Source organism: Psychrobacter sp. CoH-33_TS_01 (assembly GCF_058189395.1).
Genome location: NZ_JBVGQI010000011.1, coordinates 67,076 through 92,952 on the forward strand (window position 1 = coordinate 67,076; position 25,877 = coordinate 92,952).

General features: G+C 46.3%; 16 protein-coding genes. 14 read left to right on the forward strand and 2 right to left on the reverse strand.

Features of this window, described 5'->3' with window-relative positions:
• Window positions 1-11: 11 nt before the first annotated feature.
• From ACZ2XM_RS14125 to ACZ2XM_RS14140, 4 genes are all read left to right on the forward strand, one after another.
• Entirely contained in the window at window positions 12-617 is a 606-nt protein-coding gene (locus ACZ2XM_RS14125; protein ID WP_490588752.1) for a hypothetical protein, read from the forward strand.
• Window positions 618-982: 365 nt separating this feature from the next.
• Window positions 983-2,347, forward strand: a complete 1,365-nt coding sequence (locus ACZ2XM_RS14130) for a GntP family permease (RefSeq protein WP_490588753.1) — start codon at window positions 983-985, stop codon at window positions 2,345-2,347.
• 42 nt (window positions 2,348-2,389) lie between these two features.
• Entirely contained in the window at window positions 2,390-3,535 is a 1,146-nt protein-coding gene (locus ACZ2XM_RS14135) for a glycerate kinase (protein WP_490588754.1), read from the forward strand.
• A 110-nt stretch (window positions 3,536-3,645) separates the two neighbouring features.
• Entirely contained in the window at window positions 3,646-4,068 is a 423-nt protein-coding gene (locus tag ACZ2XM_RS14140) for a GNAT family acetyltransferase (protein ID WP_490588755.1), read from the forward strand.
• A gap of 129 nt (window positions 4,069-4,197) precedes the next feature.
• Here the strand turns inward: ACZ2XM_RS14140 and nirD are convergent, their stop codons facing one another.
• Window positions 4,198-4,617: a nitrite reductase small subunit NirD gene (gene nirD, locus ACZ2XM_RS14145; RefSeq protein WP_490588756.1), complete on the reverse strand. Its 420-nt coding sequence runs from the start codon at window positions 4,615-4,617 to the stop codon at window positions 4,198-4,200.
• A gap of 87 nt (window positions 4,618-4,704) precedes the next feature.
• Window positions 4,705-7,308, reverse strand: coding sequence for a nitrite reductase large subunit NirB (gene nirB / locus ACZ2XM_RS14150; protein WP_490588757.1), 2,604 nt, complete (start codon window positions 7,306-7,308; stop codon window positions 4,705-4,707).
• 508 nt (window positions 7,309-7,816) lie between these two features.
• Between nirB and ACZ2XM_RS14155 the strand changes: the two genes are divergently transcribed.
• The 10 genes from ACZ2XM_RS14155 (at window position 7,817) to ACZ2XM_RS14200 (ending at window position 25,860) form a co-directional block, all read left to right on the forward strand.
• On the forward strand, window positions 7,817-8,173 hold the full coding sequence (locus tag ACZ2XM_RS14155; RefSeq protein ID WP_490588758.1) for a type II toxin-antitoxin system RelB/DinJ family antitoxin: 357 nt from the start codon (window positions 7,817-7,819) through the stop codon (window positions 8,171-8,173).
• Window positions 8,170-8,439: a type II toxin-antitoxin system RelE/ParE family toxin gene (locus tag ACZ2XM_RS14160; RefSeq protein ID WP_490588759.1), complete on the forward strand. Its 270-nt coding sequence runs from the start codon at window positions 8,170-8,172 to the stop codon at window positions 8,437-8,439. The genes ACZ2XM_RS14155 and ACZ2XM_RS14160 overlap by 4 nt, the downstream gene beginning before the upstream one ends.
• Window positions 8,440-9,271: 832 nt before the next feature.
• Window positions 9,272-10,777 carry a NarK family nitrate/nitrite MFS transporter gene (locus ACZ2XM_RS14165; protein ID WP_490588760.1) on the forward strand — a complete coding sequence of 502 codons (1,506 nt, stop codon included), beginning with the start codon at window positions 9,272-9,274 and terminating at the stop codon, window positions 10,775-10,777.
• Window positions 10,778-10,950: 173 nt separating this feature from the next.
• The gene (locus tag ACZ2XM_RS14170) at window positions 10,951-13,200 is read left to right on the forward strand and encodes a bifunctional protein-serine/threonine kinase/phosphatase (RefSeq protein WP_490588809.1); all 2,250 of its coding nucleotides are present in this window, start codon (window positions 10,951-10,953) and stop codon (window positions 13,198-13,200) included.
• Window positions 13,201-13,227: 27 nt separating this feature from the next.
• Window positions 13,228-14,787 (forward strand): NAD(P)/FAD-dependent oxidoreductase, encoded by a 1,560-nt coding sequence (locus ACZ2XM_RS14175; RefSeq protein ID WP_490588761.1) that lies wholly within the window; start codon window positions 13,228-13,230, stop codon window positions 14,785-14,787.
• 2 nt (window positions 14,788-14,789) lie between these two features.
• On the forward strand, window positions 14,790-18,191 hold the full coding sequence (locus ACZ2XM_RS14180) for a molybdopterin-dependent oxidoreductase (RefSeq protein ID WP_490588762.1): 3,402 nt from the start codon (window positions 14,790-14,792) through the stop codon (window positions 18,189-18,191).
• 119 nt (window positions 18,192-18,310) lie between these two features.
• Window positions 18,311-19,207 (forward strand): uroporphyrinogen-III C-methyltransferase, encoded by an 897-nt coding sequence (cobA, locus tag ACZ2XM_RS14185; protein ID WP_490588763.1) that lies wholly within the window; start codon window positions 18,311-18,313, stop codon window positions 19,205-19,207.
• Window positions 19,208-19,750: 543 nt separating this feature from the next.
• A complete protein-coding gene (locus tag ACZ2XM_RS14190; protein ID WP_490588764.1) occupies window positions 19,751-21,622 on the forward strand; it encodes a calcium-binding protein in 1,872 nt (623 codons plus the stop codon).
• A gap of 869 nt (window positions 21,623-22,491) precedes the next feature.
• Window positions 22,492-24,360: a calcium-binding protein gene (locus ACZ2XM_RS14195; protein WP_490588765.1), complete on the forward strand. Its 1,869-nt coding sequence runs from the start codon at window positions 22,492-22,494 to the stop codon at window positions 24,358-24,360.
• A gap of 654 nt (window positions 24,361-25,014) precedes the next feature.
• Window positions 25,015-25,860, forward strand: coding sequence for an amino acid ABC transporter substrate-binding protein (locus ACZ2XM_RS14200; RefSeq protein WP_490588766.1), 846 nt, complete (start codon window positions 25,015-25,017; stop codon window positions 25,858-25,860).
• Window positions 25,861-25,877: the final 17 nt, after the last annotated feature.

The following is a 25,877-nucleotide window of genomic DNA, read 5'->3' on the forward strand; positions in this document are numbered from 1 at the left end:
GAAGGTGTGCTATGCGAATAGTTCCTGAGAGAGTAGTGACTGAAAGATGGGTTGTCGGTATTAGCTTAAGTCTAGGACTTATAGCGTGCAGTGAGTCAAATTTACAACCTACTGGCCAACCGGGTATCGATACCCGCATGCATCAATTGCTGAATGGCCCAAGTCTGAGTATCACCATCGAGCAAGCCCCGCAAATTATCGTCACCACGAGCGCTCCGCTCAATTGTAGTACTAACCCTGTTGCCAATAGCTCTGTTGCCAACCTCAGCCATAGCGCTAACATGCCACTCAATGATCGTACCGTCAGTCATCAGGCAGTGACATCCTGTATAATCGCTAACGATCAATCGCTGCCTAATAAAATTGTCTTTCATTATCGAGCCGTGCCCTCTATCCATAGTGCATTAGGGCCTGCCGCTGAGGAAAGTTTACCAAAACCTCAATTGACTGCTGCCAGCTTTATAAACTGGCAAACCTATACCCTCTATCCGCAGCGTATTATGCAGAAATATAAGGACAGCAGTCTGCTAGAGACCTTGCAGAAATCGCAAGTTGAGCTGACGGTTACCTTTGATGAGAATCTTCAGGTCACTACTACGGATGAGTTAAGGTTTTAGACTCAGGTCACCATACTCCAGCAGCTGGCGTCTTTAAATTTTTGTCCTGCTAACCACTTATAAATACTGGATATTTATCCGTCAACTGTTCCTATAGATAACCTTAGGTAGGCTATTGCACAGGCTATTATAAATATCCAGATTGCTTTTAAGCTTTAAGCTACAAAATTAACGACTATTGGCCAGATATTAAGTTTAAACGGCAATATTTGCTATAAACTTGGCAGACTAAATATCCTAATTAAGCTGACAGCCGTGTTCATCCTATTGTTACGGTTACGATAGCGTTCTAATTCAGACTAATAGCAATGGTCACATTATTTTGTGCCAAAGTTAGTAGATATATACTATATACAGAGGTATTGATGATTGTATTTTGGCTGGTATTAACCATTCTGTTTATTATTTTTGCTACGGCAAAACTCAAGTGGCATCCGTTTTTAGTGTTAATACTTTCGGCCTTTTTGCTAGCGCTGTTCTATCAAGTGCCACTGGACACCGTCGCCAAAACTATCTCAGACGGCTTCGGGGGTATCTTAGGATACATCGGTCTGGTCATCGTATTCGGGACTATCATTGGTTTGATACTAGAGAAAACCGGTGCTGCTATTGTAATGGCAGAAACTGTGATTAAGGTATTGGGCAAGCGCTTTCCTACCTTGACGATGTCGGTCGTAGGGATGGTGGTGTCCATTCCGGTGTTCTGTGATTCGGGCTTTATCATCCTCAACTCGTTAAAAGAGTCTATGGCCAAGCGGCTGCAGGTCTCTAGCGTAGCGATGAGTATTGCTTTGGCGACTGGACTTTATGCCACGCATACCTTTGTGCCACCGACGCCAGGTCCCATTGCCGCTGCAGGTAATTTAGGCTTGGAGTCCAATCTAGGCTTGGTCATTATGGTTGGTCTGGTCGTGACCGTTGTGGCGGTAGCAGCAGGGTGGCTTTGGTCTAATCGCTTTCTTAATATCGAGCCTGACAATATAAAGGATACCGATGAGCTAGCCGCCGGCGTACCGGAGAATATGAAAAGCCGCGAGGATTACGCCAAACTACCCTCAGCGACGATGGCTTTTTTGCCTATTGTGGTGCCTATATTATTGATCTGTCTATCCTCGGTAGCCAACCTGCCCAGCACCCCTTTTGGTGCCGGCACGCTAGTCGATATAGTCGTCTTTATCGGTAACCCGCTGACAGCCTTACTTATTGGTCTATTTTTATCGTTTCTTTTGATTGATAGAGGCAGCAAAGATAAGACCCAACAGATTAGCGATGCTATCTCACAAGGGTTAGTTGTGGCTGCACCAATTCTATTGATTACAGGGGCAGGCGGTGCTTTTGGTGCCATGCTCAAAGTGACCCCTATAGGTGATTATTTAGGCACGACTTTATCAGCTTTAGGGCTAGGTATCTTTATGCCCTTTATTGTATCTGCGGCGCTAAAAACAGCGCAGGGCTCTACTACCGTGGCTTTGGTGACGACCTCAGCGATGGTCGCGCCTTTGTTGGGTCAGATTGGTCTCGATAGCGAGTTGGGTCGCGTATTTTGTGTAATGGCTATCGGCGCTGGAGCGATGACGATTTCACATGCCAATGACAGCTTCTTCTGGATTGTCAGCCAGTTCAGCCGGATGAGTGTGTCGCAAGCTTATAAGGCACATTCGGTGGCGACAGGGATTCAGGGTGTGACCAGTATTATCTTTATCTGGCTGCTCACGTTGGTATTTATTTAACCTTGCCATGACCTCAATAGCCTTAGACCACAAGAGTACTTTATGAAAATATTAATAGCCCCTGACTCCTTTAAAGAAAGCTTGGAGGCCATTGAGGTTTGCCAAGCTATCCAGTCAGGCTTTCGCCAAGTGTTCCCTGATGCTGACTATACCTTGCTACCGATGGCGGATGGCGGAGAAGGGACTTCTGATGTGTTGTCTTATGCTTTGGATGGCCATTGGAAAGAAATTACCGTTCACGACCCGCTGATGCGCCTAATTAGTGCTAAGTATTTGTTGCTATCAGAAGGCACTGCGGTCATTGAGATGGCACGAGCTAGCGGGCTGCATTTATTAACGCCTGCAGAAAGAAACCCCTTGGCAACTAGCAGCTATGGGGTAGGCGAATTAATTGCCGATGCCCTCGCGGAAGGGGCCACGCGTATTATCATCGGTCTGGGCGGTAGTGCTACCAACGATGCTGGTCTTGGTATGCTGAGTGCTTTAGGCGTGAAGTTTTATGATGAACAAGGTGAACTACTAAGCCAAGGTGGTGCAGAGCTGACTAAACTACAGCGAATAGACCTTTCAGACTTGAACTCAAACGTCGCCAATACGGTCTTTGAAGTTGCGTGTGATGTGACCAATCCGTTATGCGGTGAGCTGGGCGCTAGCGCTGTTTTTGGTCCACAAAAGGGCGCGAGTCTTGAGCAGGTAGCGCAGCTTGATAAAGCACTGTTTAATTTCGCGCAGGTATGTCAGCAGCAGGCCTTTGACGATTGCCAGAATGTAGCAGGGGCGGGCGCAGCAGGCGGGTTAGGTTTTGCGCTAATGAGCTTTTGTAGTGCTCAACTGCAATCCGGCTTTACTACCGTAGCTGATACGCTTAACTTATCCGAGCATATTGCTGAGGCTGATTTAGTGATAACGGGAGAGGGTAAGCTCGACGCACAGACGGCTATGGGCAAAGTTGCTGGCGGGATTAGTCAAATAGCCCGTGAGCATGGCGTGCCGGTCATGGCGATTTGCGGTAGTGTCGATGGGTTAAATCGGGCGCAAACCTCCCAGTTTGAGGTGGTTATGCCCAGTATTCAAAAGATAGAACCTATCGAGCAGATATTAGATAATGCCTACGACAATATTGAGACGACAGCGGCCAATCTCGCGGCGGCGATGCGCTTGGGACAGATGATGAGTGTGTTGTATTAATAGTTGGTTTGATATCGACCTTATAAAATATATAAACTTAATCCTATTAGTGTTAGAAAATAATAAATAATTAAACTAAATTTATAAAATAAGGTTATTAAAACCACGCTATGAAAATAAGACCCTTCTACGAGCCCGACAGACAAGCCGTCATTCAACTCTGGCAAGACTGCGACTTAACACGACCATGGAATGACCCTGATAAAGACATTTCAAGGAAGGTGGCGTATCAACCTGAGTTATTTCTTGTTGCGGAAGATGCAGGACAAGTTATTGCCTCCGCTATGGCAGGATACGATGGCCATCGTGGCTCCGTCTATTACTTAGCGGTGTCACCAGAGTACCAAGCAAGGGGTATCGGCAAGCAGCTGATGAGTGAAATAGAGAATAAGCTTATTAAGCTAGGCTGTCCTAAGCTTAATATCGTGGTGCGCTCGACTAATTATAAAGTCTTAAAATTCTACAGAAAGCTAGGTTATCTACCAGACGACGTCGTGAGTCTAGGTAAGAGGTTAATAGCTGATAAAGGTTAAAGGGTTATCAATTTGCGGGGTTTATTAGCTCTATTCACCGCATATTATGAGGATATTAACTATTCATATTGAAAAAAAGCCACCTAACGCTAAGTTAAATGACCTTTGGATTTAAGTGACAGATAAATACTAGCTCACAGCTTCATCAACAGTTTCTTCAGTATTAATTTCGGCAGATTCTTCAGTGAGAGCCACCCCAACCATTACCGTATCTCCATCCAAAATCACCTCATAAGACCCAAGCTTAACGGTCTCATCATCCAAGCATTGACCGCTGGCTAAGTTAAAGCGCTGCTTATAAATAGGGGAGGCGACATACAAGACGTCTGTTTCAACGCCATCTTCGTTCGTCACGACCGTGCCACCGATTAACCCACGAGACAGCACATTGGCATTGCTAAACGGGTCAAAGTTATCGATGGCGAACAGCTCATCTTCTTTAGTGCGAAAGATGGCAACTTGCTTGTCACCAGCTTCCGTACTGACCAGAGCGCAAACGCCCGCTTCAGGGATAATGTCGTCGAGGGTACATATTTTTTGCATCGTCATAAGATTGTCCTTTCAAATTTGGTGTTCTTCTTCTTAAAAAAGAGAAGTTGCGCCCTCCCTTTTCTAATGAGAGGGCTAGGGAGGGATTTAGGCCAGTTCAACCACCTGAATAGCCGCCTTTTCCTCAGGCTTCGCAGGGCGAATCTGCTCACGCTCCTCGACGAACACCACATTGTCATCGCCTTTTTCGCTATTGACGAAATGACGGAAACGTTTGAGTTTCTCAGCATCGTTGATGGTCTCTTTCCACTCGCAGACATAATTATCGATGAGCAGCTGCATTTGCGCTTCAAGCTCGTCACATAGGCCTAAGCTATCGTCGATGATGACCGCTTGTAGGTACTCAAGACCGCCTTCCAAGCTCTCGCGCCATTTAGACGTTCGCTGCAATTTATCCGCCGTTTTGATATAGAACATAATGATGCGGTCGATATATCGGATCAGAGTCTCGGTATCGAGGTCGGTGGCGAACAGTTCGCCATGGCGCGGGGTGATACCGCCGTTACCACAGACGAAGAGATTCCAGCCATTTTCGGTAGCGATGACGCCAAAGTCTTTACTTTGCGCTTCGGCACATTCACGGGTACAGCCTGAGACGCCCATCTTAATTTTGTGTGGTGAGCGCACGCCTTTATAGCGGTCTTCTAATCTAAGGGCTAGGCCGACGCTGTCATCGACGCCGTAGCGACACCAGTTATTACCGACACAAGACTTGACGGTTCGCAGTGACTTGCCATAAGCGTGCCCCGTCTCGAAGCCAGCTTGCACCAATACCTCCCAAATGTCCGGTAATTGCTCAAGACGTGCACCAAATAAATCGACTCGCTGACCCCCGGTAATCTTGGTATACAGATTATAATCTTTGGCGACTTGACCCAAGACGATGAGTTTATCCGCAGTGATTTCGCCACCAGGCACGCGCGGTACGACCGAATAAGTACCATCTTTTTGGATGTTACCGAGGTAGTAGTCATTGGTTTCTTGCAGCGGTGCCAACTCTGGCTTGAGTACGTAATCATTCCAGCATGATGACAAGATAGAGGCGACCGCAGGCTTACAGATCTCACAGCCTCGGCCGCTCCCATGCTCAGTCAATAGCTCATCAAAGGTGCGGATACCATGCACGCGCACCAAGTTATAAAGGTCTTGGCGCGAGTAAGCAAAATGCTCACACAAGTCATTATTGACCTCAAAGCCTAAGGTCTCTAGCTGATAGCCTAAGGTGTCTTTGACCATCGGCGCACAACCGCCACAACCCGTACCGGCGCTGGTGCAAGACTTAAGGTCGGCTATGGAATACGCGCCGCCCTCGACCGCCGCGCAGATATCGCCTTTGGTGACGTTATAGCATGAGCAAATGGTCGCGGTATCAGGTAGGTTTTCGATACCCATCGTTGGTTTTTCGACGTTGGGCAGGATCAGGCTTTCAGGATGAGCGGGGAGATCAATATCGTTGAGGAACAACTGCAATAGATTGTTATAGTCTTCAGTATCACCGACCAGTACGGCACCGAGCAGTTTCTTATTATCGTCGGTAGTGACCAGTCTTTTATACACGCCTTCCTTCGGATTCTGATAGAGATAGGTTAAGCTGCCCGGCGTCTTGCCGTGAGCATCGCCAATACTACCGACCTCCACACCCATCAATTTGAGCTTGGTGCTCATATCCGCACCAGCAAAGGTTTGCTCAGCGTCGCCCGCGATTTGGGCGGCACAAATACTCGCCATGCTATAGCCCGGCGCGACCAGACCAAACACCTTGTTGTCCCACACTGCACACTCGCCGATAGCATAGACGTGCTCAGCATTGGTGCGGCACTTTTCATCGATTAAAATCCCGCCACGGCCGCCCAGCTCTACGCCGCACTCAGGGTTGTTTTTGATGATGCCGTCTTGCGGTCGAATACCGGCACTAAATACAATCATATCGGTATCTAGCGACGTGTCATCGGTGAATTGCATCGTGAGATAATTATCTTCCTCACTCTGCACGCTAGTATGGTGCACAATCTCTTTGGTGTTTTTACCCGTCAGTACCGTCACGCCTAGCGCTTCGATTTTCTGTTTAAGTATTTCACCACCGGCAGGGTCTAGCTGAACGCCCATCAGCTGCGGCGCAAACTCGACGACATAAGTCTCAAGTCCTAAAGTCACCAAGGCTTTAGCGGCTTCAAGTCCCAATAGACCGCCACCGACGACCACGCCCTTTTTCACTTTAGGCAGCTCAGCGATGGCCAGGATTTCGTCCAAATCAGCGATGGTTCGGTACACATGACAATGCGGATGGTCTTTACCTTCGATTGGCGGTACAAAAGGATACGACCCCGTAGCCAGTACCAGTTCAGCGTAGTCAATCTGTTCACCAGCCTTAGTCGTGATGCATTTATTGACCGCATCAATATCGATAATTTCTTGATTTAAGTGCAGATTAATCTTAGCGGTCTCATAGGAGCCTAGATCGACCAAATTAAGCTTGCTAGCATCTTTATGCTCAAAATAGCTGGACAAATACACACGGTCATAAGCGGGGCGGTCTTCTTCAGCAAACACATGGATATCATATTGCTCATGCAGTCCTTGCTCGATGGCCTTTTCAATAAAATGATGACCGACCATCCCATTGCCGATCACGACCAGATTGGGTTTGTCATTTAAAGAGGGCGCTACCGGGTTTGCTGTTGGGCTATTCATACGATTGTCCTTGCCATTATATAGAAGGGGTTGGCTGTGCTTGTCTCGGTCACTTCATTGAGCGACATAACAATTCACAGTTGCCTATCTTTAAGCATTCAATAATCGTGCCAAGCACCTTTTATGGGCGACTAACGGCTTATTCTTTGTCGGGTAATAAAGGGGGGAGGGTTCGCAGAAATGAGAGACTGTGAGGGTATGAAATTGATAATCGATGTTTTATTGAATTATGGAAGAAGCAAAGGACTGGTACAAGTCAGGCCGTAAAGATTGATGAAAAGAGCTTCAATCAATTATTGGATGAAACTATATTACCGAGTCAGATATTGTAAGCTACTGCTTCGTCCTTAGTTAAGCTATTTAGTTAACATATACGGCAACTCACTGTAAGTTAATGATGGTTCCATTAAGATTAAGAAACTATATCAGATAAAACATTATGACATTGATTGTATAACTCATATTACCTACAATGAACGTATAACTAACGTTAGATAAGGGTACAAATATGACCGCCGTTAACTATAATGTCCGCATTGATAAAGAGTTAAGGGACGACGCATTTGCTGTATTAGAGAGCTATGGTTTACAGCCATCACAAGCGATTCGTCTTTTTTTAAACCAAGTGGCACGTACGGGTATAGTACCATTGTCTTTTGATTATGCTGTCAAACCCATTGCCTACGAGCAAAATCCTCTCACTATGCAAGCCGTCTTTGATGCGCGCAATGGCAAAACTAGTCGTTATAACACGCCCAATGAATTGCTGAATGATATTGAAGCTATAAGCAATGACGCCATGAGCAATGACGCTATAAATAATGACATTGTAAGCAGCGATATTTCAAACGACGCCACATCATGATAGCCATTGATGTCACCAATCAATTTAAACGAGACGCAAAAAAGCATTATTTGACTTTAATTACGCCCTCTTGGACAGAAGTCATCTATTGTCTTTGCAATGATTTACCTGTACCAACCAGATATAAAGACCATCAATTGACAGGCAATTTAAAGGATTTTAGGGATTGTCATATCAAGCCGGACTTGGTGCTGCTGTATCGAAAAACGGATGACGCTTTAGAGTTGGTTCGACTAGGCTCACATAGTGAGTTAGGTATCGGTTAGTTTTTATAGGCAGATGAAAGCTAACACACCTAACACATAAGGGAGGCGTTAATGATTCAATAGTATTTAACAGCACAACAGAAAATGGAATGTCCGTAGCCAATCACAAAAATAAGCCGCACCCAACTATCCCACCAACACTCACATCATCGTGCCAGTAATACAAGCCTGAGCAAATTCAATCTGCTCCTAACAGATTAACATCACTTTTCACCCTCATATAATTTGCTGCCATGACGCCTACGATTATTCTATTGGCATAACCAACAAATGCCGTATTTTAGGTCAGTTGAGAGAGTGATTGGTGCACTATTCAAGCCGATAGCTCTGATTACGCGCCAAAGTAGGTAATTTACTCATAATCAGGACTAAATGCGAGAAAGTAGATTAATACGCGCTGCTAATTAATATTGTCTTACGGATTATTTTTAGCGAGACTAGGGTAATGGCAACCAATAAACGAGCTTCCTAAATGAAGAAGCTTGTACAAACTTAACTGACTAAATAGGAGAGGTCATATCAGCAACGAAGGTAGACCGTTTCAAGAGTTTGACGGAATCTAATTGAGTGAGAAGTTTTTCAGTTTACGAGGTTTAAAAGGAGCAAGGTTTTGAAACTGGGTCAGACACTATTAGCGATTTCGCTAATTTTTTTTGGCCTTAATTTTGCTTAAGTAGGTCGCTTAGCAGGGGAGAATAGCTAGCAATATGACATGACTGGCATAGCCATTGCAGGGGTAGGGGTAATAGAAATTTTAATGTAGATACTGCTACCTCATAGCCACTCAATCTATTACGGCCAAGCGCAAACGGTCATAAAAAGGAAGCCATTCATGTCGACACCTACCTCCAGTCCCACACCAGTCAAAGATAAGCTCAACGTTTTATCCTTTGCGGGCAAAAATAAAATCCTCCATTTAGGCTGGATGGCTTTTTTCCTTACCTTCTTTGTCTGGTTTAACCATGCACCGTTTCTCTCAGCGATTGGCGAGAGCATGAACCTCACTAAAGATCAGGTGAAGACCTTACTGATCCTCAACGTCGCCTTAACTATTCCCGCTCGCGTCATCATCGGTATGCTGACCGATCGCTTCGGGCCGCGCATTGTCTACACCGCTATTCTCGCCATTGGTGCGATTCCCTGTTTCACCTTCGCCTTTGCTCAGGATTACAACACCTTAGCCCTATCACGCTTCTTACTAGGCTTCGTAGGGGCCGGTTTCGTGGTCGGTATTCGTTTGATGAGTGATTGGTTCCCAGCCAGTGAGCTTGGTGCTGCTGAAGGTATTTATGGCGGTTGGGGTAACTTTGGTTCAGCCGCTGCAGCCATGTTGCTACCGACGATGGCGATTGGTTTTGCCGCTTACTTTGGTGGCGACAATGGCTGGCGCTATGCTTGTGCTACTTCTGGTGTGGTAATGATGCTCTACAGTGTGCTGTTTTATAAATTCGTTCGCAACACACCTAAAGGTGCAACTTATTTTAAACCGAAAAAGTCTGGCGCGATGACCGTGACTTCAAAAGGTGACTTTTGGCTCATGATGGTCTTTAAGTTGCCCATGTACTTGGCGCTAGCTCTACTAGCTTGGAAGCTGTCTCCTGCTGGCGTGAGCTTGTTAACCCAGTCTGCGGTTAATATGGTCTATATCGGGCTTGGCGTACTCTATATCTATGAGTTCATCAGCAGCTATCGCTTCAATCAGGACGTCTTTGTTAATGAGGTGCCAGAAGCGCATCGCTATGACTTTAAACAAGTTGGTATTTTAAATATCTTGTATTTTGCGACCTTTGGTTCAGAGTTAGCTGTAGTATCCATGCTGCCGTTATTCTTCCTCGAGACTTTTGAAGTCTCTGTGGTGATGGCCGGATTGTTAGCTTCATCGTATGCCTTTATGAACTTGATGTCTCGACCTGGCGGCGGCTGGCTCAGTGATAAGTTTGGCCGTAAGATTACCTTACTTATTCTCACGGCAGGTTTGGCATTAGGCTACTTCTTAATGGGTATCGTCGACTCCACTTGGCCGCTAGCGCTCGCTTTATTAATTACCATGTTCTGCTCATTCTTTGTGCAAGCCGGTGAAGGCGCAGTCTTCGCCGTCATTCCCCTTATCAAACGCAGCATGACAGGCCAGTTCGCAGGCATGACAGGCGCTTATGGTAATGTTGGTTCTGTGGTGTACTTAACCATTCTTAGCTTAGTGTCTTACCAGGCCTTCTTTATGGTTATCGCTGTGACCGCGGTCGTAGGATTCGTCGCGCTATTCTTCCTAAAAGAGCCAGAAGGTGTGATCTTAGAAGAAATGCCAGACGGCAGTTTTGCCGAAATCCAAGTGAGCTAATAGGTTCTCTAAAGACCTAACGGCTTTGCATACCTGCTATAAAGGGATCACTTTTGACCACTTCAATATCTACGCCATCCATTCTGCCAACAGACCCTGTGCCCATCACCGCGCAGCAGTCTATAAAAGTCACTGACCACCACCCAGCGCTCCCTGCTCGGTGGTGGTTAGGCATGTTTAGTGCTAGCGGGCGTAAAGCGGAGAATCAAGACAGTGTTTTAGTCACGACTTGTCTGTTAGATGAGCCAGAACCAGCGGAGGATGATGCCGAAAAAACGCAGAGCCAACCGTCGCTTTCTCGTCAGCAATTGCCTGCTCAGCAATTACCTTTGTTAGTACTGTTGGCAGATGGGGTCAGTGCTTGCCAGTTTCCCAAACAGGCTAGCCAATTAGCAGTTGATACGGTCTCGCAAGAAATCACTCAAGGTCTCGCTACTATGTTAAAAGCGACCAGCTTGGAGTGCGATTTAGAGAGCGGTTTAGATGAGCCAGAAACTGTTAAGCAGAAGCCCAGTCAATTCTCACAGAGCGCCGCCTTATTTGATGAAGAGGAAGTGGCGAGTCTTATCAAGCTTGCGGTCAGTAGCGCCAATGATGCGCTCTACTTTTCCCAAGCTTATCAACGTGTACCACCGCTACTCACGACGCTATCTGGACTACTGTGTATTGGCGATCGTATCCATCTATTTCATACGGGAGATTCGCGCATCTATCGGGTGGGCGCGGACAGTTTGACGGTATTGAGCCACGATCATCGCATCCATCATGGTCAAGATAAGGGCGCGTTGTCCGCTGCCTTGGGTGCTGATACACAAGTGGATCTACAGCAGTCTATATTCACGCTGCACCAAAATGAATGCTTGGCGCTAATGACCGATGGGGTTTATGAGCATATCGACGCGGCTGAGATGCAGTTTGAGTTGTGTAGCGCCGCGACTCGTATATTTAACCCGCCAGTTATTAGGCCCAATCTTATTGAAAACAGCCTTGTAGAAAAAAGCCTGATAGAAAAGTGGGGCAAGCAAAAAGGGCTGACATACAGTACTTTTACAGAGACCACGCTGTCAGAAAGCGATTTAAGTAAACAAGCGGCTAATCCTCTAATTCATGAGACTCAAATAGCTCAGCAAATCAGCCATCAGCTTTGTGATTATGCCTATAAAGAGGGTAGCAATGATAATTTAAGCATGGTGATCTTAGGCATGACCGCTTTTGAGCCATTTCAGGGCAATGAGAACAGTGCTGCACCATTAAACCGCGATGATTATCTATTAGAGCCTGGTGATGAAACGGCAAAATCTAATGATCATGCGCTAAAAAATCCAAGCACAAACTCGCCGAAAAAGGTAGCCAAATTCAGTCGTTATCAACTTCCCACAGGGCTTAAGGCCGGTGATTATATCGATGGTTTTACGGTCGTCGACATTATTGCCCGCACCGCTCGTAGCGAAGTTTATTTGGTGCACGATGCGCATAAACGTGAGTTTGTCCTTAAGTCCCCTAGCGTCAGTTCAGTGGATGATGGCAATTATCTTAGGGACTTTTTGAAAGAGCGCAAGATTGGCCTTAGTCTCTCTAAACACCGCCGGTCTGAAGAAGCGGCCTACAATCAAGCCGACCCCAATCGTGCGGACAGCTCACAGCCCGGACTCACTAAAGCACATGTGCGGGCGCAGCAGGGTATTGGCTCAGGGCTGAGTGAGTCGGGACTGCTGCGCTATTACCCTGTACCCGCCAGTTCTCCTTATTTGTATCACCTTACCGAATATATCGATGGCGAAAGCTTGCGGGTATTTATTGATCGTCATGCCCCTTGCGACGTCTGGCAAACGCATGACCTATTGACCAAGATTGGTATGGCGGTGAGGGTCATGCACCGCAATTATCTCTTACACCAAGATATCAAGCCCGAAAATATTCTATTGACCAAGTCGGGCGCCGTTAAGTTGATAGACTTTGGTTCGGCCAGCTCCGCTATTTTAAAAGACAGCACTCGACCACCGGGCGGGGACTTGCATTATGCTGCACCAGAGTATTACAGCGACGCACCAAAAGGGGTGCACTCGGATTTATTCTCCATTGCCGTGATTGGTTTTGAGCTGCTGACCGGGGAGCGTCCCTTTCGAGCGCAGACGTTAATGACCCCTAGGCAAAAGCTGGTCGTGCCCGCGCACTTGCTACGGCAACAGCAAGTCCCAGCCGCCAGTCAGCAAGCCCTGCTGCGAGCGTTGCACAGTAACCCAAACGCTCGTTATCCCGCTATTGGTGAGTTTTTACAAGACTTTAATCCGGACAATTCTGCCGCGCTGCTCGTTCGCGAGCCGTTGATTAAGCGCAACCCTTTATTGGTCTGGCATGGCATTTGCTGCATTCAAGGCATCATTATCATTATTTTATTGATAAAACTATTGCCTCTCTCTTAATGCTGCTATACGCGGCTAAGGTTCTTTATGTCGCAAGCAGCCGCTACGCCAAAGACCACCGAAATCTCTGATTCTTTAACAGCCGATTCTTCAACAACCGATCTTTCGATAACAGTCTCTGCAACCCCGTCCGCTACCAAAACGAATGCGACCAACGAGCCTTACTCTCCTAGCACTGACTTGGTCAATACTCCATTAGAGACGGGTATAGTCATTGTCGGTGCGGGAATGGCCGGCAGTCGCTTAGCCATAGAATTAGCGCGGGCTTGGCAGGATAAGAGCAATGACAATGACAATGACAATGTCCCCTCTATTACCTTAATCAGTAAAGAGCCGCAAGTCGGCTATAACCGCATCATGCTCTCCCCAGTACTGGCAGGTGAGAAAGACTTTGCGGACACCTATCTCTATGATCAAGCAGACTATAAGGCGCTTGGTATTACCGTCATTGCTGGCGTCGCCGTCGCTACCGTTGATACGGACTCACAGCGCTTAACGCTAGATAACGGTCAATCGCTTGATTACGCCAAGCTAGTGCTAGCGACCGGGTCTACTGCTCGGGTAATTCCATTCCCCAATCATGATGCCAAGGACGTGCATGTGTTTCGCGACCTCGCTGACGTGACGGCATTAAGTGATTATGCTAAGCAAGGCAAAACCGGTCTAGTGATTGGCGGGGGCGTATTGGGGTTAGAGGCCGCTTGCGCTTTGGCCAAGCAAGGCGCCAACATGACGGTGATTCATGTGGATGGGTATGTGCTTAATCAACAATTAGACTGGCCTGCCGCTGAGCTACTCCAAGCCGAATTGGCCAGACGTCACGTTGGCTTAGAAGTCTCCGCCATGTCAGAGCGAATAGAGGTGAATGACGCCGGTGAAGTCACGGGGCTCATTATGAAAGGCGGTCGCCGAATCCCCACAGATTTCATCGTAATGGCTGTCGGCGTGATACCCAACACGGTATTGGCCAAGGACAGCGGCATTGAGGTCAATCGCGGCATTATCGTCGATGATTGTATGCATACTAGCGCCCCCAATGTCTATGCTATTGGGGAGTGTATTGAACTCAACGAAGAGCTCTTTGGGATGGTAGCGCCGGTGAATCAACAGGTCGATACTTTGGTCACGGTGTTGAGCCAAACTAAGAAGCACTGGCAGCCTTATGTCAGCAAGCCCCTATCTCTAAAGTTGAAAGTCTCAGGCGTCTCGGCATTTTCTTCGGGTCAAATTGAGTTTGCAGAAGAGGAGCAAGAGGCGGTCGAAACCATCGTCTATCGACAACCGGGTGATGATCACTACCAGTGCCTTTATATCAAAGACGATACTCTGGTCGGTGCGGTACTCTACGGTGACGTCACGGAAGGCAGCTTTTATAGTCAATTAATCACTGAGCAGACCGACATTACGCCCATCAAAGAGGACATTATTTATGGGGAAGCTTATTGTGATTTGGAGAACCCTGTACCCACTGCGGCAGAGACTGCATCAACAACAGAGACTGCAGCACTAACAAAAACTGAAAGTACCTTGGCAGCGACAGACTCAGCACTTGAGGCGAGCTCTGAGCCACTAAAGGAGGTAGTATAACTATGAACCGCGTTATTGAACCAGAAACCCCCAAGAGTCACACCCAGAGTATTGCCACGGTTACCCTTTCTGATACTGATGCTTTTCCTAATACTGATAGTTTTTCTTTTACGGAGTCATCTGCTAATAAAGAAATCGCGTTGCCAACCACGGATACTAAATCCATCCGCACCACTTGTCCCTATTGCGGCGTGGGTTGTGGTGTGCTGGCTACTATCGATCAGCATTCCGGCAAAGTTAGCGTCACAGGCGACCCCGATCATCCGGCCAACTTTGGCAAATTGTGCTCTAAGGGCAGTGCCCTAGCAGAGACTTTAGGAGCCGAGCGCCGAATTACCCAACCTTATTATAATCCTAGCTACTCTCTAAAAAACAACAGTCTAAAAAACGACAGTCATAAAAGCTCTCGGAATAAGCCGTCAGCCATAGAGGCAGAGATTAACCTAGACGGTAACTTTGCAAGCGAATCTAGACCACAACCCATCACGCACTCCCAAATTCCTTCAATTGTATCAACATCTATATCAACACCTACACCTGCAAATTGGGATGGTGTACTTGATGACATCGCCACTCGATTAAACGATACCATTGCTGAGCATGGTCGTGACAGCGTAATGTTCTATGTGTCAGGTCAGCTGCTCACTGAAGACTATTATGTCGCTAACAAACTCATCAAAGGCTTTATAGGCAATAACAATATCGATTCCAACTCGCGGCTGTGCATGTCATCAGCGGTAGCGGGGCATAAACGCGCCTTTGGGGCCGACTTGGTGCCTGGTAATTACGAAGATTTAGAAGCTTGTGAGCTGCTGGTACTGGTCGGGTCGAATATGGCTTGGTGCCACCCGATATTATTCGGTCGTTTTTTAAAGGCCAAGCAGGCTAATCCGAATATCAAGCTGGTCGTCATTGACCCTCGTCGCACGGACTCTTGTGAATTTGCTGACCTACATCTGCCGATCGCAGCGGGCACAGACACGCATTTATACAATGGTTTGCTGAATTATCTTGAGCAGCAAGGCTGCCGCGATATGGCTTATGCCGAGCAGTGTGAAGGATTAGAGCGCGCTGTAGAGGCTGCCCAAGACTGGTCTATCGCGGCCGTTGCTAGAGCTTGCGACGTAGACGCCGAAAGTATTCGCCAGTTTTACGACTTGGTTGCTGCCACGCCAAAGACCGTGACAGCCTTTAGTATGGGCGTCAACCAATCGAGCAGCGGCACAGACAAAGTGAATGCGATTATTAATACGCATCTGCTCACTGGCCGGGTCGGCAAGGTAGGGGCCAGCCCATTCTCCCTAACGGGTCAGCCCAATGCTATGGGCGGCCGCGAAGTTGGTGCCTTGGCCAATTTATTGGCCGCCCATCTAGACCTAGCTAATGTGGATCATCGCCAAGCAGTAGCTGATTTTTGGCAAGCACCACAAGCTATTAATAGCGAACATGGCGTCAAAGCCTGCGATGCTGCCGACGCGATACTAGACGGTCGCATTAAAGCGATTTGGATTATGGCAACTAACCCAGTCGTTAGCTTGCCCGAAGCCGATAAATTCCGCCGCGCATTAAACGAGTGCGAGTTAGTCATCGTCTCCGACTGCTCAAAAGACAGCGATACGGTGGCTTGCGCTGATATCGTGCTCCCTGCCCAAGGTTGGGGCGAAAAGTCCGGCACGGTCACCAATTCAGAGCGTCTCATCTCACGGCAACGAGCGCTGCTACCAGTGGTAGGCGAGGCTAAGCCCGACTGGTGGATACTCTCGCAAGTGGCGCAACGCATGGGCCTAAACGGCTTTAATTATAATCACCCTAGCGACATCTTTAATGAGCATATAGCCTTAACCGCTTGGCGCAATGAGGCCGTCGCTAACTCTAACGATGGCATTCCGCGCTATTTAAACTTAGCTCAGGATCTGCCGATAGCTATAACCGATAGAGAGCTGAATGGGTTTAGTGGCGTGAGCCAACATGATTACGATGCTATGCCACCATTTCAATGGGGCGGGGCACGCATCAATATGGTCGATGCCAGTTGCAATATGACCCGCGCCCAGTTAGTGCCCATTACGCCGCCCACAGAAGGTAGTGCACCCAATTTTCACCCCAATGAAGCCAACCAACGCGCAGCCCATAGTCGCGAAGCGTCCTCGCTAGCCGTTAAGCCGGCTGCTAGCACTGACCCAGTCGCCAATCTACGTCTGATCACAGGTAGGTTGCGGGATCAGTGGCATACCATGACCCGTACGGGCTTAGCGCCGCAGCTCAATCAACAGCAGTCGGTGCCGACCTTGACTTTACACCCCAAAGACGCGCAGCAATTGGGCGTCCATGAGCAAGACTTCGTTCAGATAGCTCCAAGATATTTAAAGCTAGCAAACGACGAGTTACCGGCCAGTACGGCCCGTACCAGCGTCATGGCGCAAGTGGCCATTAGCGACAGTATGCGGGTGGGCGATGCTTTTATGCCCATGCATTGGAGTGATGCCTTTGCCAACCTAGCACGAGTAGGGTCGCTAATTCCTACGGTGGTTGATCCGCACTCTAATCAACCCGAACTCAAAAACTCTGCTATTCGGGTGAGTCCAGTGCCTATGCAGTCGGTAGGTAAGATACTGGTGCACCCAGATTGGCAAGATGCCATGGTGGTGCAGTTGCGCACCTTATTAGCCAAGTTTAGTGTGGAGAATGCTGAGACCCTAGAAAACGGTCAAACGCGACTACCGCCATTCACTTGGAGCTTAACTCGGCAGCAAGACAGCATTTTATTTAATATCGCTAGCCCTGAAAGGGCTGATAATAGCCAGTGGCTTGAGCCCGCGTTTTGGCAGCAACTCAGTGACAGACTATTTAGTCAGCCGTTAGGTCCAGAGCAAGTCAGTCTGCATGATATTGCGCAAGACAGCCTCATTAAGCTAGATCAAGATAGCGCTATTGAGACCGCATTTACGACCTACGGTCAGCCCAACCAACATAGCCAGCTGCGATTTATTGCCCTACGTAAGCCACCCAGCGTTATGTCTGCTAATGAAGTACAGATGGTAAATAATGCTCTTAATAATAGTGAGTTGGACGGTCATCACGCTACCGAGCAGTTAGTGCTGGCGGTGTATATAGCGCCGATTCACGAGCAGCTACCAAGCTCACATTGGCTCGACAGCTGTTTCCATGATATGAGCCAAGTCCCCTCTCCAAAATGGCTGCTAGCCGGACGGCCTGCCAGTGGCTATATCGATCCCGGTCCTTTGGTCTGCGCCTGTATGTCGGTCGGGGAGAACATCATCATCAATGCTATCACGGAGCAGGGGTGTCATAGTGCCAAGACCGTAGGGGAGCAGTGCCGAGCAGGGACCAACTGCGGCTCTTGTGTCGGTCAGATTAACGATTTAGTCGCGGAATATGCTTAGTCAAAATAGGCCATGGGCGGGTCATGGCATGTTGCTTGCACCTTGTAGTACATTAGCAACCTGTTAAGCGTCCCACCTAGGCTTAGCAAGATTGCCTCATTATTACGGAGCCAACTGCCATGACAATCTCAAATATTCTCGCTGATTCTACTGCCACCATACTAACGGATGCCAACAGGGTTGAACGTCCCATCGGTACGGTACACCTAGTCGGTGCTGGTTCAGGCGATCCCGAACTACTTACCCTAAAGGCATTGCGAGTTATGCAGCGTGCAGATGTGGTGCTTTATGACAGCTTGGTTTCAGAAGATATTTTAGACATGTGCGCACGCTCCGCAGAGAAGATATTCGTCGGTAAGCGCCGAGCCAATCATGCGGTCCCGCAAGAAGGTATCAATGAGCTATTGGTGAAGCATGCGCTAGCCGGTAAGTGCGTAGTGCGCCTCAAAGGTGGTGATCCGTTTATTTTTGGCCGTGGTGGGGAGGAGCTGCAAGAAGTGGTACGTCATGGCATCCACTTTGAGTCTATCCCTGGCATTACCGCCGCCAGTGCGGCTGCTAGCAGTACCGGAATTCCGCTGACCCACCGTGACCATGCGCAAGCGGTCAAATTCGTGACGGCCTGCAAAAAGGCCGGTGCGCCCAACGATGACTATAGTGAACTGCTCAATCCCACCCAAACTGTGGTCTTTTATATGGGCTTAAATCGTCTCAAAGATATGACCCAAGGTCTCATCGAGGCGGGCCGTGCAGCGGACACGCCTTTTGCGATTATTAGCCACGCCAGTCTACCGACCCAGCAGATTTTGATAGGGACGCTAGCAGATATTGCTGCTCAACAAGCAACGGCGCAACTCCCCACTCCTGCTTTGCTTATTATGGGTGAAGTCGTGACGCTACATAGCGAGCTTGCCCCATATAACCTCGCCGCTACTAGCAATAAGCCCAGTTATCTGGAGCTAGCGACTCAATGGCCCGCCAGTGAGCACCATGCGGATGCCTTGGCTTTAGCTTAAAGGTTTAGAGAGTGTCATGAATGTAATAAGATAATTATTCAACCGAACTAAGCGTCTAAGCTGCATTGCTATTAAGCCCTACCAAATTATTTTGGCAGGGCTTTTTTGTGTTCATAACGCAATGATTTAGCCATTTTTAGACGTTTATTTATAAGGCAGAGAGAGCCGTAGTAAACCCATAATAAATCAAGACTTGCTCTTATTTATAGCTGAAAGCCTCAGACACTATCACTTTTAATATATCAAACCTTTGATAAGTAGAGTTAAATTTTATTAATTAAATTTTAAGTATATTTAATATATTAATTAAGCTATATTCATATGCTAGCAATATAGGTTTGCCGATGCGAGATGGTGTCTTAATGGAGCTGATAGGGAGTGACTATTATTAATTTTGGTTAAATCAACCGGTCATAATAGGAGGGTTTAGGTAATACGCATAGTAAATGGTAAGGACAAGTGACAAAGCATTAAACCTTAAGCCATTGAGTTAGCAAGGATGCTACGGCTAGAAAAAAACTATCACTACAAGGAGGTATGATAATGGGAATGTTTGCTTATAAAAATTATGCAGAGCCAGAGGCAGCGCAACTGGTGGCTGACGCGCATAGACTCTCTGCTTTTACCAATGCGCATAACTTCTCTGGACTACCAGGCGCTACGTTATTGAATTTACTCGGGGATATTACGGGGAATTTATTCGCTAATGAGACCAATGTTAGTATTCCTGAGGGCTGGCAAGAGCTCGGCCCTGCAGACTTAAAGCTCAGTCCGGATGCCATGGATATTACGGGGTATTATACGTTTCCCAGTTTGTATACCGGCGATTTGGCGTTAGGAGGGCCGCAAGCCAAAGTCTTCGCCCAATATGACGAGGCAGGCAATGTCAGTAAAGTAAATCTAAACTTCTGCGGTACCAATAATTTAATCGATACCGTCGATTATTTGGATCTTAATAGGGGCAGGGGTGCTGAGCTTTATGAGCCGCTACTCGAAGTCATCAAAGACTTTACCCTAGCTAATGGCTTACAGGGCAGTGATGTCTTAGTCAGTGGTTTTAGTCTAGGTGGCGGTCTGACCAATATGATGGCAGAAGAACGCCATGACTTAGCTGACGGTTTCTTTATTGAGTCGGACTATATAGGTATCGAGCCGCCAACTATTTATAACGATGCCGATGTAGTATTAAACTTTGGGTTTGAAAATGACGCCGTCTATCGTATTACCGGTAATGCTGATAGCTTTGTGGGGGCATTAATAGATATGGACCCCGGCCTTATTAACCCTGACCGAGACTTTACCAGCAGTATGGATAATTTGGTCTTATTCAATGATGTCTATGCTTCTCCTATTTGGGAGGTGAGTCCGTTTTCTATCTTGAATATCCCTGTAGGCTGGTACAGCCATTTCAATGCCATTACGACCACGGCTATCCCGCGCATTATTGATTCAACCTTTTACGAGTATACGCAAAAAGACAGCACGGTAATCGTATCAGAGTTGTCTGCCTTTAGTCGTGATACGACTTGGGTAAGGGATAAGCCGACCCACACTTCCGACCATTACAACACCTCCGCATTCTTAATTGGTACAAAATACAACGACTTAATTGCAGGGGGCAATAACTCTGACCATATTGACTCAGGCCATGGCAACGACACCATCAAAGTAGGTAAAGGCGTCGATCACGTGGATGGTAATGAGGGTCGCGATGAGATTTGCGTGGCAGGCCGTGGTAAGGATTGGCAGGTCTATCAGATGCAAGATGATACGCTATTCTTCATTGATAAGGACGGCAACAATCTGGTGGAAGCGGATAATATAGAATCGGTGAGTTTCCAAGACGAGTTACTGAGTCATCAGCATAATTATTTGATTACGGATATAGGGTTAGTCGACCAACGACCTGTTATGAACTGGTTAAATAATGGGGATAAGGACTTTGCTGAGCATGTGGAAGGTAGCGCCGGTAATGAAGCGCTAATGGGGCAAGTGGTCTTTGGTCGAGCAGGCAATGACATCCTTTGTGGTACCACCCAACAAGATGTATTACATGGCGGTAGCGGTGAGGATCGCTTACAAGGTTTGGCGGGTAACGATCGGTTATTCGGGGCTGAAGGCAACGACTTCTTAGCTGGCGGTCGGGGCAATGACCAGTTAATTGGCGGCCTTGGTAACGATACCTTTAGCATTGGCGAGCGAGCTGGACATGATGTCATTGTCGATTTCAATAATGATGTGGGTTACCAAGATATCATTAGTTTTCACGGCAATTTGTTTGTAGACAATAGTGACTTAGCGGCTAGTACCACGCAAAAAGGGCATGACGTCGTGGTGACTATGGGACGTTGGGATAGTGTGGTTATTGAAAATGCCCTAGTGATTGATGTGCTGAACAATGCGGTTTTAGGCTAGTCTGCTTTTTAGTTAGTAGCCAAAATCTTAATTAATAGCCACACCCTTAGTTAATAGCCAACCTTTTAGTTAATAGCAATCACTGTTATCCAAAAGTAATAGGCACAACCAACAGTTGAAATTCATTAGACCTCAGTTCATAACTGGGGTTTTTTGCTTTCAAAATAACGGTTAATAAGCGTTATACCCTTAGAAATAGACTGTAATGTTTAGAATAATTTAAGAAGTAGTAATAAAAAATATCGCTATAAATTAATACTTTAGACTAAATATCCCGACATATGACGGCTTATTATCGACGGCTATTGCTATGATAAACACAGATTATTATTAAGGTTTAATACATAGAATAGGAATTAGGTCAAGATTATATAATGAGTATAGGGTATGAAATATTAAGAAACGCTTTATTTTACATCTTAATTATAAACAAAAGTTAATTATTAAGACTTATTTTTAATAATATCAATCACATAAATAGAGATGATATCTTTGCAAAATATGCTCTAGATTATCATGGTGGTTATATATAAGAATTTACATAATTAGGGCCCTAAATGTAAGAAGAGTTTCTATAGTAGATCCTATGTACTGAAGGTTTTCTGAGTAAAATCTTATTAAATATAGTATTTTTATACTCTTAGATATGGCATGAGATTAGAACTACTTATCATGATAAAAAATAGGATTTTAGCCCCTAATAAATTAGGAAAAGAAAAATTATAATAATTTACTTGTGTTTATCAATTGGATATACAAGTGTTTTCTGACTCAAAAAACCAAGTTTGCTAATTGAAGTTATTATTACAGTAGTGTTAAATAAGGCCACTTAGGAGATTAATTGTCGACAACGTAAGGATGCGTATTCTATGGCCATGTTTGATTATAAAAACTATTCTACCGATGCAGCTGCTCAATTAGTTGACGAAGCGCATCGCCTCTCTGCTTATACCAATGCTTCCAATTTTTACGGTTTACCGGGTGATACGCTCCTTAATTTTGTAGGGGATATCAGCGGTGATTTGTTGCCGAGCTCCCCCAATGTAGGTATCCCAGACGGCTGGCGCGAGCTTAAGCCTAGTGACTTAGGCGTTAGCGAAGACCTAGTAGATAGATCTGGCTATTTCCAAATCGAAAGCTTTTATACGGGCAAGGCTGTTGAAGGCCCACAAGCCAAAATCTTTGCCCAGTATGATGACGAAGGCAATGTCACTAAGGTCAACCTCAACTTCAGCGGTACTAATGGGATCGCCGATATCATTGACTATCTGAATCTCAATACTCGTGAAGGGGTGGAGCTGCTAGAGCCTATCCTAGATATCGTCAAAGACTTTACTATCGCTAATGACTTAAAAGGCAGCGACGTCTTGGTTAGCGGCTATAGCTTAGGTGCTGGCTTGACCAACGTGATGGCGGAAGACCGAGCAATATTGTCCGACGGCTTCTTTACTGATTCCGATTACATGGCCTTTGAAGTCCCTAAAATTTATGACAATTCTGATGTCGTCTTAAACTTCGGTTATGAGAATGATGTGGTGCACCGGGTCGCTGGTGATGCTACTACCTTCCTAGAAGCTCTAGGCCAAGGTAAGCCCGGTTTAGTCAACCCTGACCGTGAGTTTGATAGCTCAACAGATAACGTCGTCTTATTTAATGATATCTATGCTTCGCCAGTTTGGGATTTAAGCCTTTTTTCCTTATTAAACATCCCGGTAGGTTGGAACGCCCATATCAATGGTGTGACCACCGACGCGATTACCCGTATCAAAGACTCCACCTTTTACGAATACACCGATAAGGACAGCGTGGTTATCGTTAGTGAGTTGTCGGCTATTAGTCGCAACACGACTTGGGTCAAGGATAAAGCCACCCATACCTCAGACCATTTTGGCGACTCAGCTTTTATCATCGGTACCCAATTTAATGACTTAATTCAAGGCGGTAGCAACTCGGATTATATCGATGCGGGTGCAGGCAATGACACCATTCGTGCCGGTAAAGGAGTGGACCATGTTGATGGCGGAGCCGGTCAAGACCAACTGCGTTTAGAAGGTCGTAGCACCGATTGGAATGCCTATCACATGGATGACGGCACCTTATTCTTCGTCGATAAAACAGGCAATAACCTCGTGGAGGCCGATAACGTCGAGTCGGTAAGCTTCCAGAGTGAGTTAATCAGCCATACGAATAATTACACTATCACTGAAAACGGTTTAATTGATAATCAGCCCGGCCTTAACTGGTTCTTTAACCGCGACGTGAGCTTTGGTAAAGCCACGGAAGGCAGCGATGCTAACGATACCCTATCGGGCAATATTGTCTTCGGTCGCGGTGGTAATGACACCATTAACGGCACCTCAAAAGGGGACGTTTTGCATGGTGGCAGCGGTGATGACAGCTTGCAAGGTTGGGCGGGTAACGACCGTCTATTCGGTGGTGAGGGTCACGACAGATTAGATGGTGGTCAAGGTAACGACCAACTGTTTGGCGGTATGGGCAATGATACCTTCGTCTTTGGCAGCAAATCAGGTCACGATGTCATTCTAGATTTCAATAATGATGTGGGTTATAAAGATATTATTAGCTTTGAGGCAGGTTTATTTAGAGATGCCAACGACTTAGCGGCGCATAGCTCGCAAAAAGGTGATAATGTCGTCATTAACATTAGCCGCGCAGATAGCGTAACGATTGAACATGCTATGTTAGATGACGTGCTAAGCAGTGCGGTTCTAGGCTAATGTAGCTCTCCTTTATTAAATAGTCATCACCTTGAACCCTTAGCCTAGCTAGGGGTTTATGCTTTTATGTAGCGACAAGTTTTCGACAGGCAGTCACTAAGTTTGTACTGTTTTTATCCTTATAAGTAATTAGTATAGTCGTAATTGATATTTAGAATGACAGCGCTGACACGGTACACTGACGCCCCAATTTTTATTGGTGCGAGACATTAAATAGCTTAAAATAACTTGGTTTTATAGTCGGGTTTACCTTCTGATTTGTACTATGATTTATTTACGAGTTTATATTTGTTTCTAGCGCCTTAGTAATATTTAGTGATTACCCATATCCTAGGTCAGAATTCTGCTGAGTAAGATTATTAAACATAGCGCATCTCTAGCTTGTATTGAAGCGGATAGCTCTATTATTTTGCCAGTCGCTACTTTGTGCAGCCGTAGTCGACCCTATATTTATAGGATATTACCTGCCTTCAACATTACGTATTTAACCGTATTCTTTGATTTATCTTATTGCAGACCCAAGTGTTATTTCAATAGGTCAGTACCACTTATTTAATTTTATCTGGCTAAAAATACTTAAATTATTTAACCTAAGTAAAGTCTTGAAATTAAGCTTATCAATTGTAAATAATACCCCTTATGAAAGGAATTCTTATGACCCATCGCAGCCTATCTAGCTTATCTAAAGTTGCCGTCGTCGCTACTAGCGTTTTGCTACTTGCCGCCTGCAACAAAACGCCCACTAATGAGAATACGGATGCCAATGCTACGGCAGAGACAGGCTCAGATTTAATGAACCGTATCAGCAGTGGCGGTACTATTAACGTAGGTACGGAAGGGACGTATCCGCCGTTTACTTACCATAATGAAAAAGGCGATTTAACCGGCTATGATGTTGAAGTCACTCGCGCTATAGCCGATAAATTAGGCGTGAAAGTTGAGTTTAAAGAAACTCAGTGGGATGCCATGCTAGCAGGACTTGACTCAAAACGCTTTGATATGGTGGCCAATCAGGTGAGCTTGACCACTCCTGAGCGTAAGGCTAAGTATGATAAAGCGGATGCTTATAGTTGGTCAGGAGCGGTGGTATTGGCCAAGAAATCAGACAGCCGTTTTAATGCTTGGGAATCGGTAAAAGGCCTAAAGTCTGCGCAATCTTTGAGCAGTAACTACGGTGAATTGGCTGAAAAATATCAAGCGGAAGTCGTACCAGTAGATGGTATGGCGCAAGCGATAGAATTGGTTAAGCAGGGCCGTGCTGACTTTACGATGAACGATAACTTGGCGGTACTCGACTATCTCAAAAAATTCCCCGACAGCGATCTTGAGATTAAATTAACCGCTCCTGCTGAAGAAAAAACGGGTTCAGGCTTAGTGCTTCGTAAAGGTGATGATGCTGTAGTAGCCAAGCTAAACGAAGCCATGCAAGCCCTAAAAGCAGACGGTACTTTGACGCGTTTGAGTGAAGAATTCTTTGGTGAAGATATTAGCCAACCATGATCTTGGCTTCAGGAGTC

Excerpts from the sequence above, each read along its gene's own strand:
- ACZ2XM_RS14155 (WP_490588758.1), top strand. The coding sequence starts at position 7,817 with ATGACCGCCGTTAACTATAATGTCCGCATTGATAAAGAGTTAAGGGAC.
- cobA (WP_490588763.1), top strand. The coding sequence starts at position 18,311 with ATGACAATCTCAAATATTCTCGCTGATTCTACTGCCACCATACTAACG.
- ACZ2XM_RS14180 (WP_490588762.1), top strand. The coding sequence starts at position 14,790 with ATGAACCGCGTTATTGAACCAGAAACCCCCAAGAGTCACACCCAGAGT.
- nirD (WP_490588756.1), bottom strand. The coding sequence starts at position 4,617 with ATGACGATGCAAAAAATATGTACCCTCGACGACATTATCCCTGAAGCG.
- ACZ2XM_RS14175 (WP_490588761.1), top strand. The coding sequence starts at position 13,228 with ATGTCGCAAGCAGCCGCTACGCCAAAGACCACCGAAATCTCTGATTCT.
- ACZ2XM_RS14190 (WP_490588764.1), top strand. The coding sequence starts at position 19,751 with ATGGGAATGTTTGCTTATAAAAATTATGCAGAGCCAGAGGCAGCGCAA.
- ACZ2XM_RS14165 (WP_490588760.1), top strand. The coding sequence starts at position 9,272 with ATGTCGACACCTACCTCCAGTCCCACACCAGTCAAAGATAAGCTCAAC.
- ACZ2XM_RS14135 (WP_490588754.1), top strand. The coding sequence starts at position 2,390 with ATGAAAATATTAATAGCCCCTGACTCCTTTAAAGAAAGCTTGGAGGCC.
- ACZ2XM_RS14160 (WP_490588759.1), top strand. The coding sequence starts at position 8,170 with ATGATAGCCATTGATGTCACCAATCAATTTAAACGAGACGCAAAAAAG.
- ACZ2XM_RS14195 (WP_490588765.1), top strand. The coding sequence starts at position 22,492 with ATGGCCATGTTTGATTATAAAAACTATTCTACCGATGCAGCTGCTCAA.
- ACZ2XM_RS14170 (WP_490588809.1), top strand. The coding sequence starts at position 10,951 with ATGTTTAGTGCTAGCGGGCGTAAAGCGGAGAATCAAGACAGTGTTTTA.
- ACZ2XM_RS14140 (WP_490588755.1), top strand. The coding sequence starts at position 3,646 with ATGAAAATAAGACCCTTCTACGAGCCCGACAGACAAGCCGTCATTCAA.
- ACZ2XM_RS14200 (WP_490588766.1), top strand. The coding sequence starts at position 25,015 with ATGACCCATCGCAGCCTATCTAGCTTATCTAAAGTTGCCGTCGTCGCT.
- ACZ2XM_RS14125 (WP_490588752.1), top strand. The coding sequence starts at position 12 with ATGCGAATAGTTCCTGAGAGAGTAGTGACTGAAAGATGGGTTGTCGGT.
- ACZ2XM_RS14130 (WP_490588753.1), top strand. The coding sequence starts at position 983 with ATGATTGTATTTTGGCTGGTATTAACCATTCTGTTTATTATTTTTGCT.
- nirB (WP_490588757.1), bottom strand. The coding sequence starts at position 7,308 with ATGAATAGCCCAACAGCAAACCCGGTAGCGCCCTCTTTAAATGACAAA.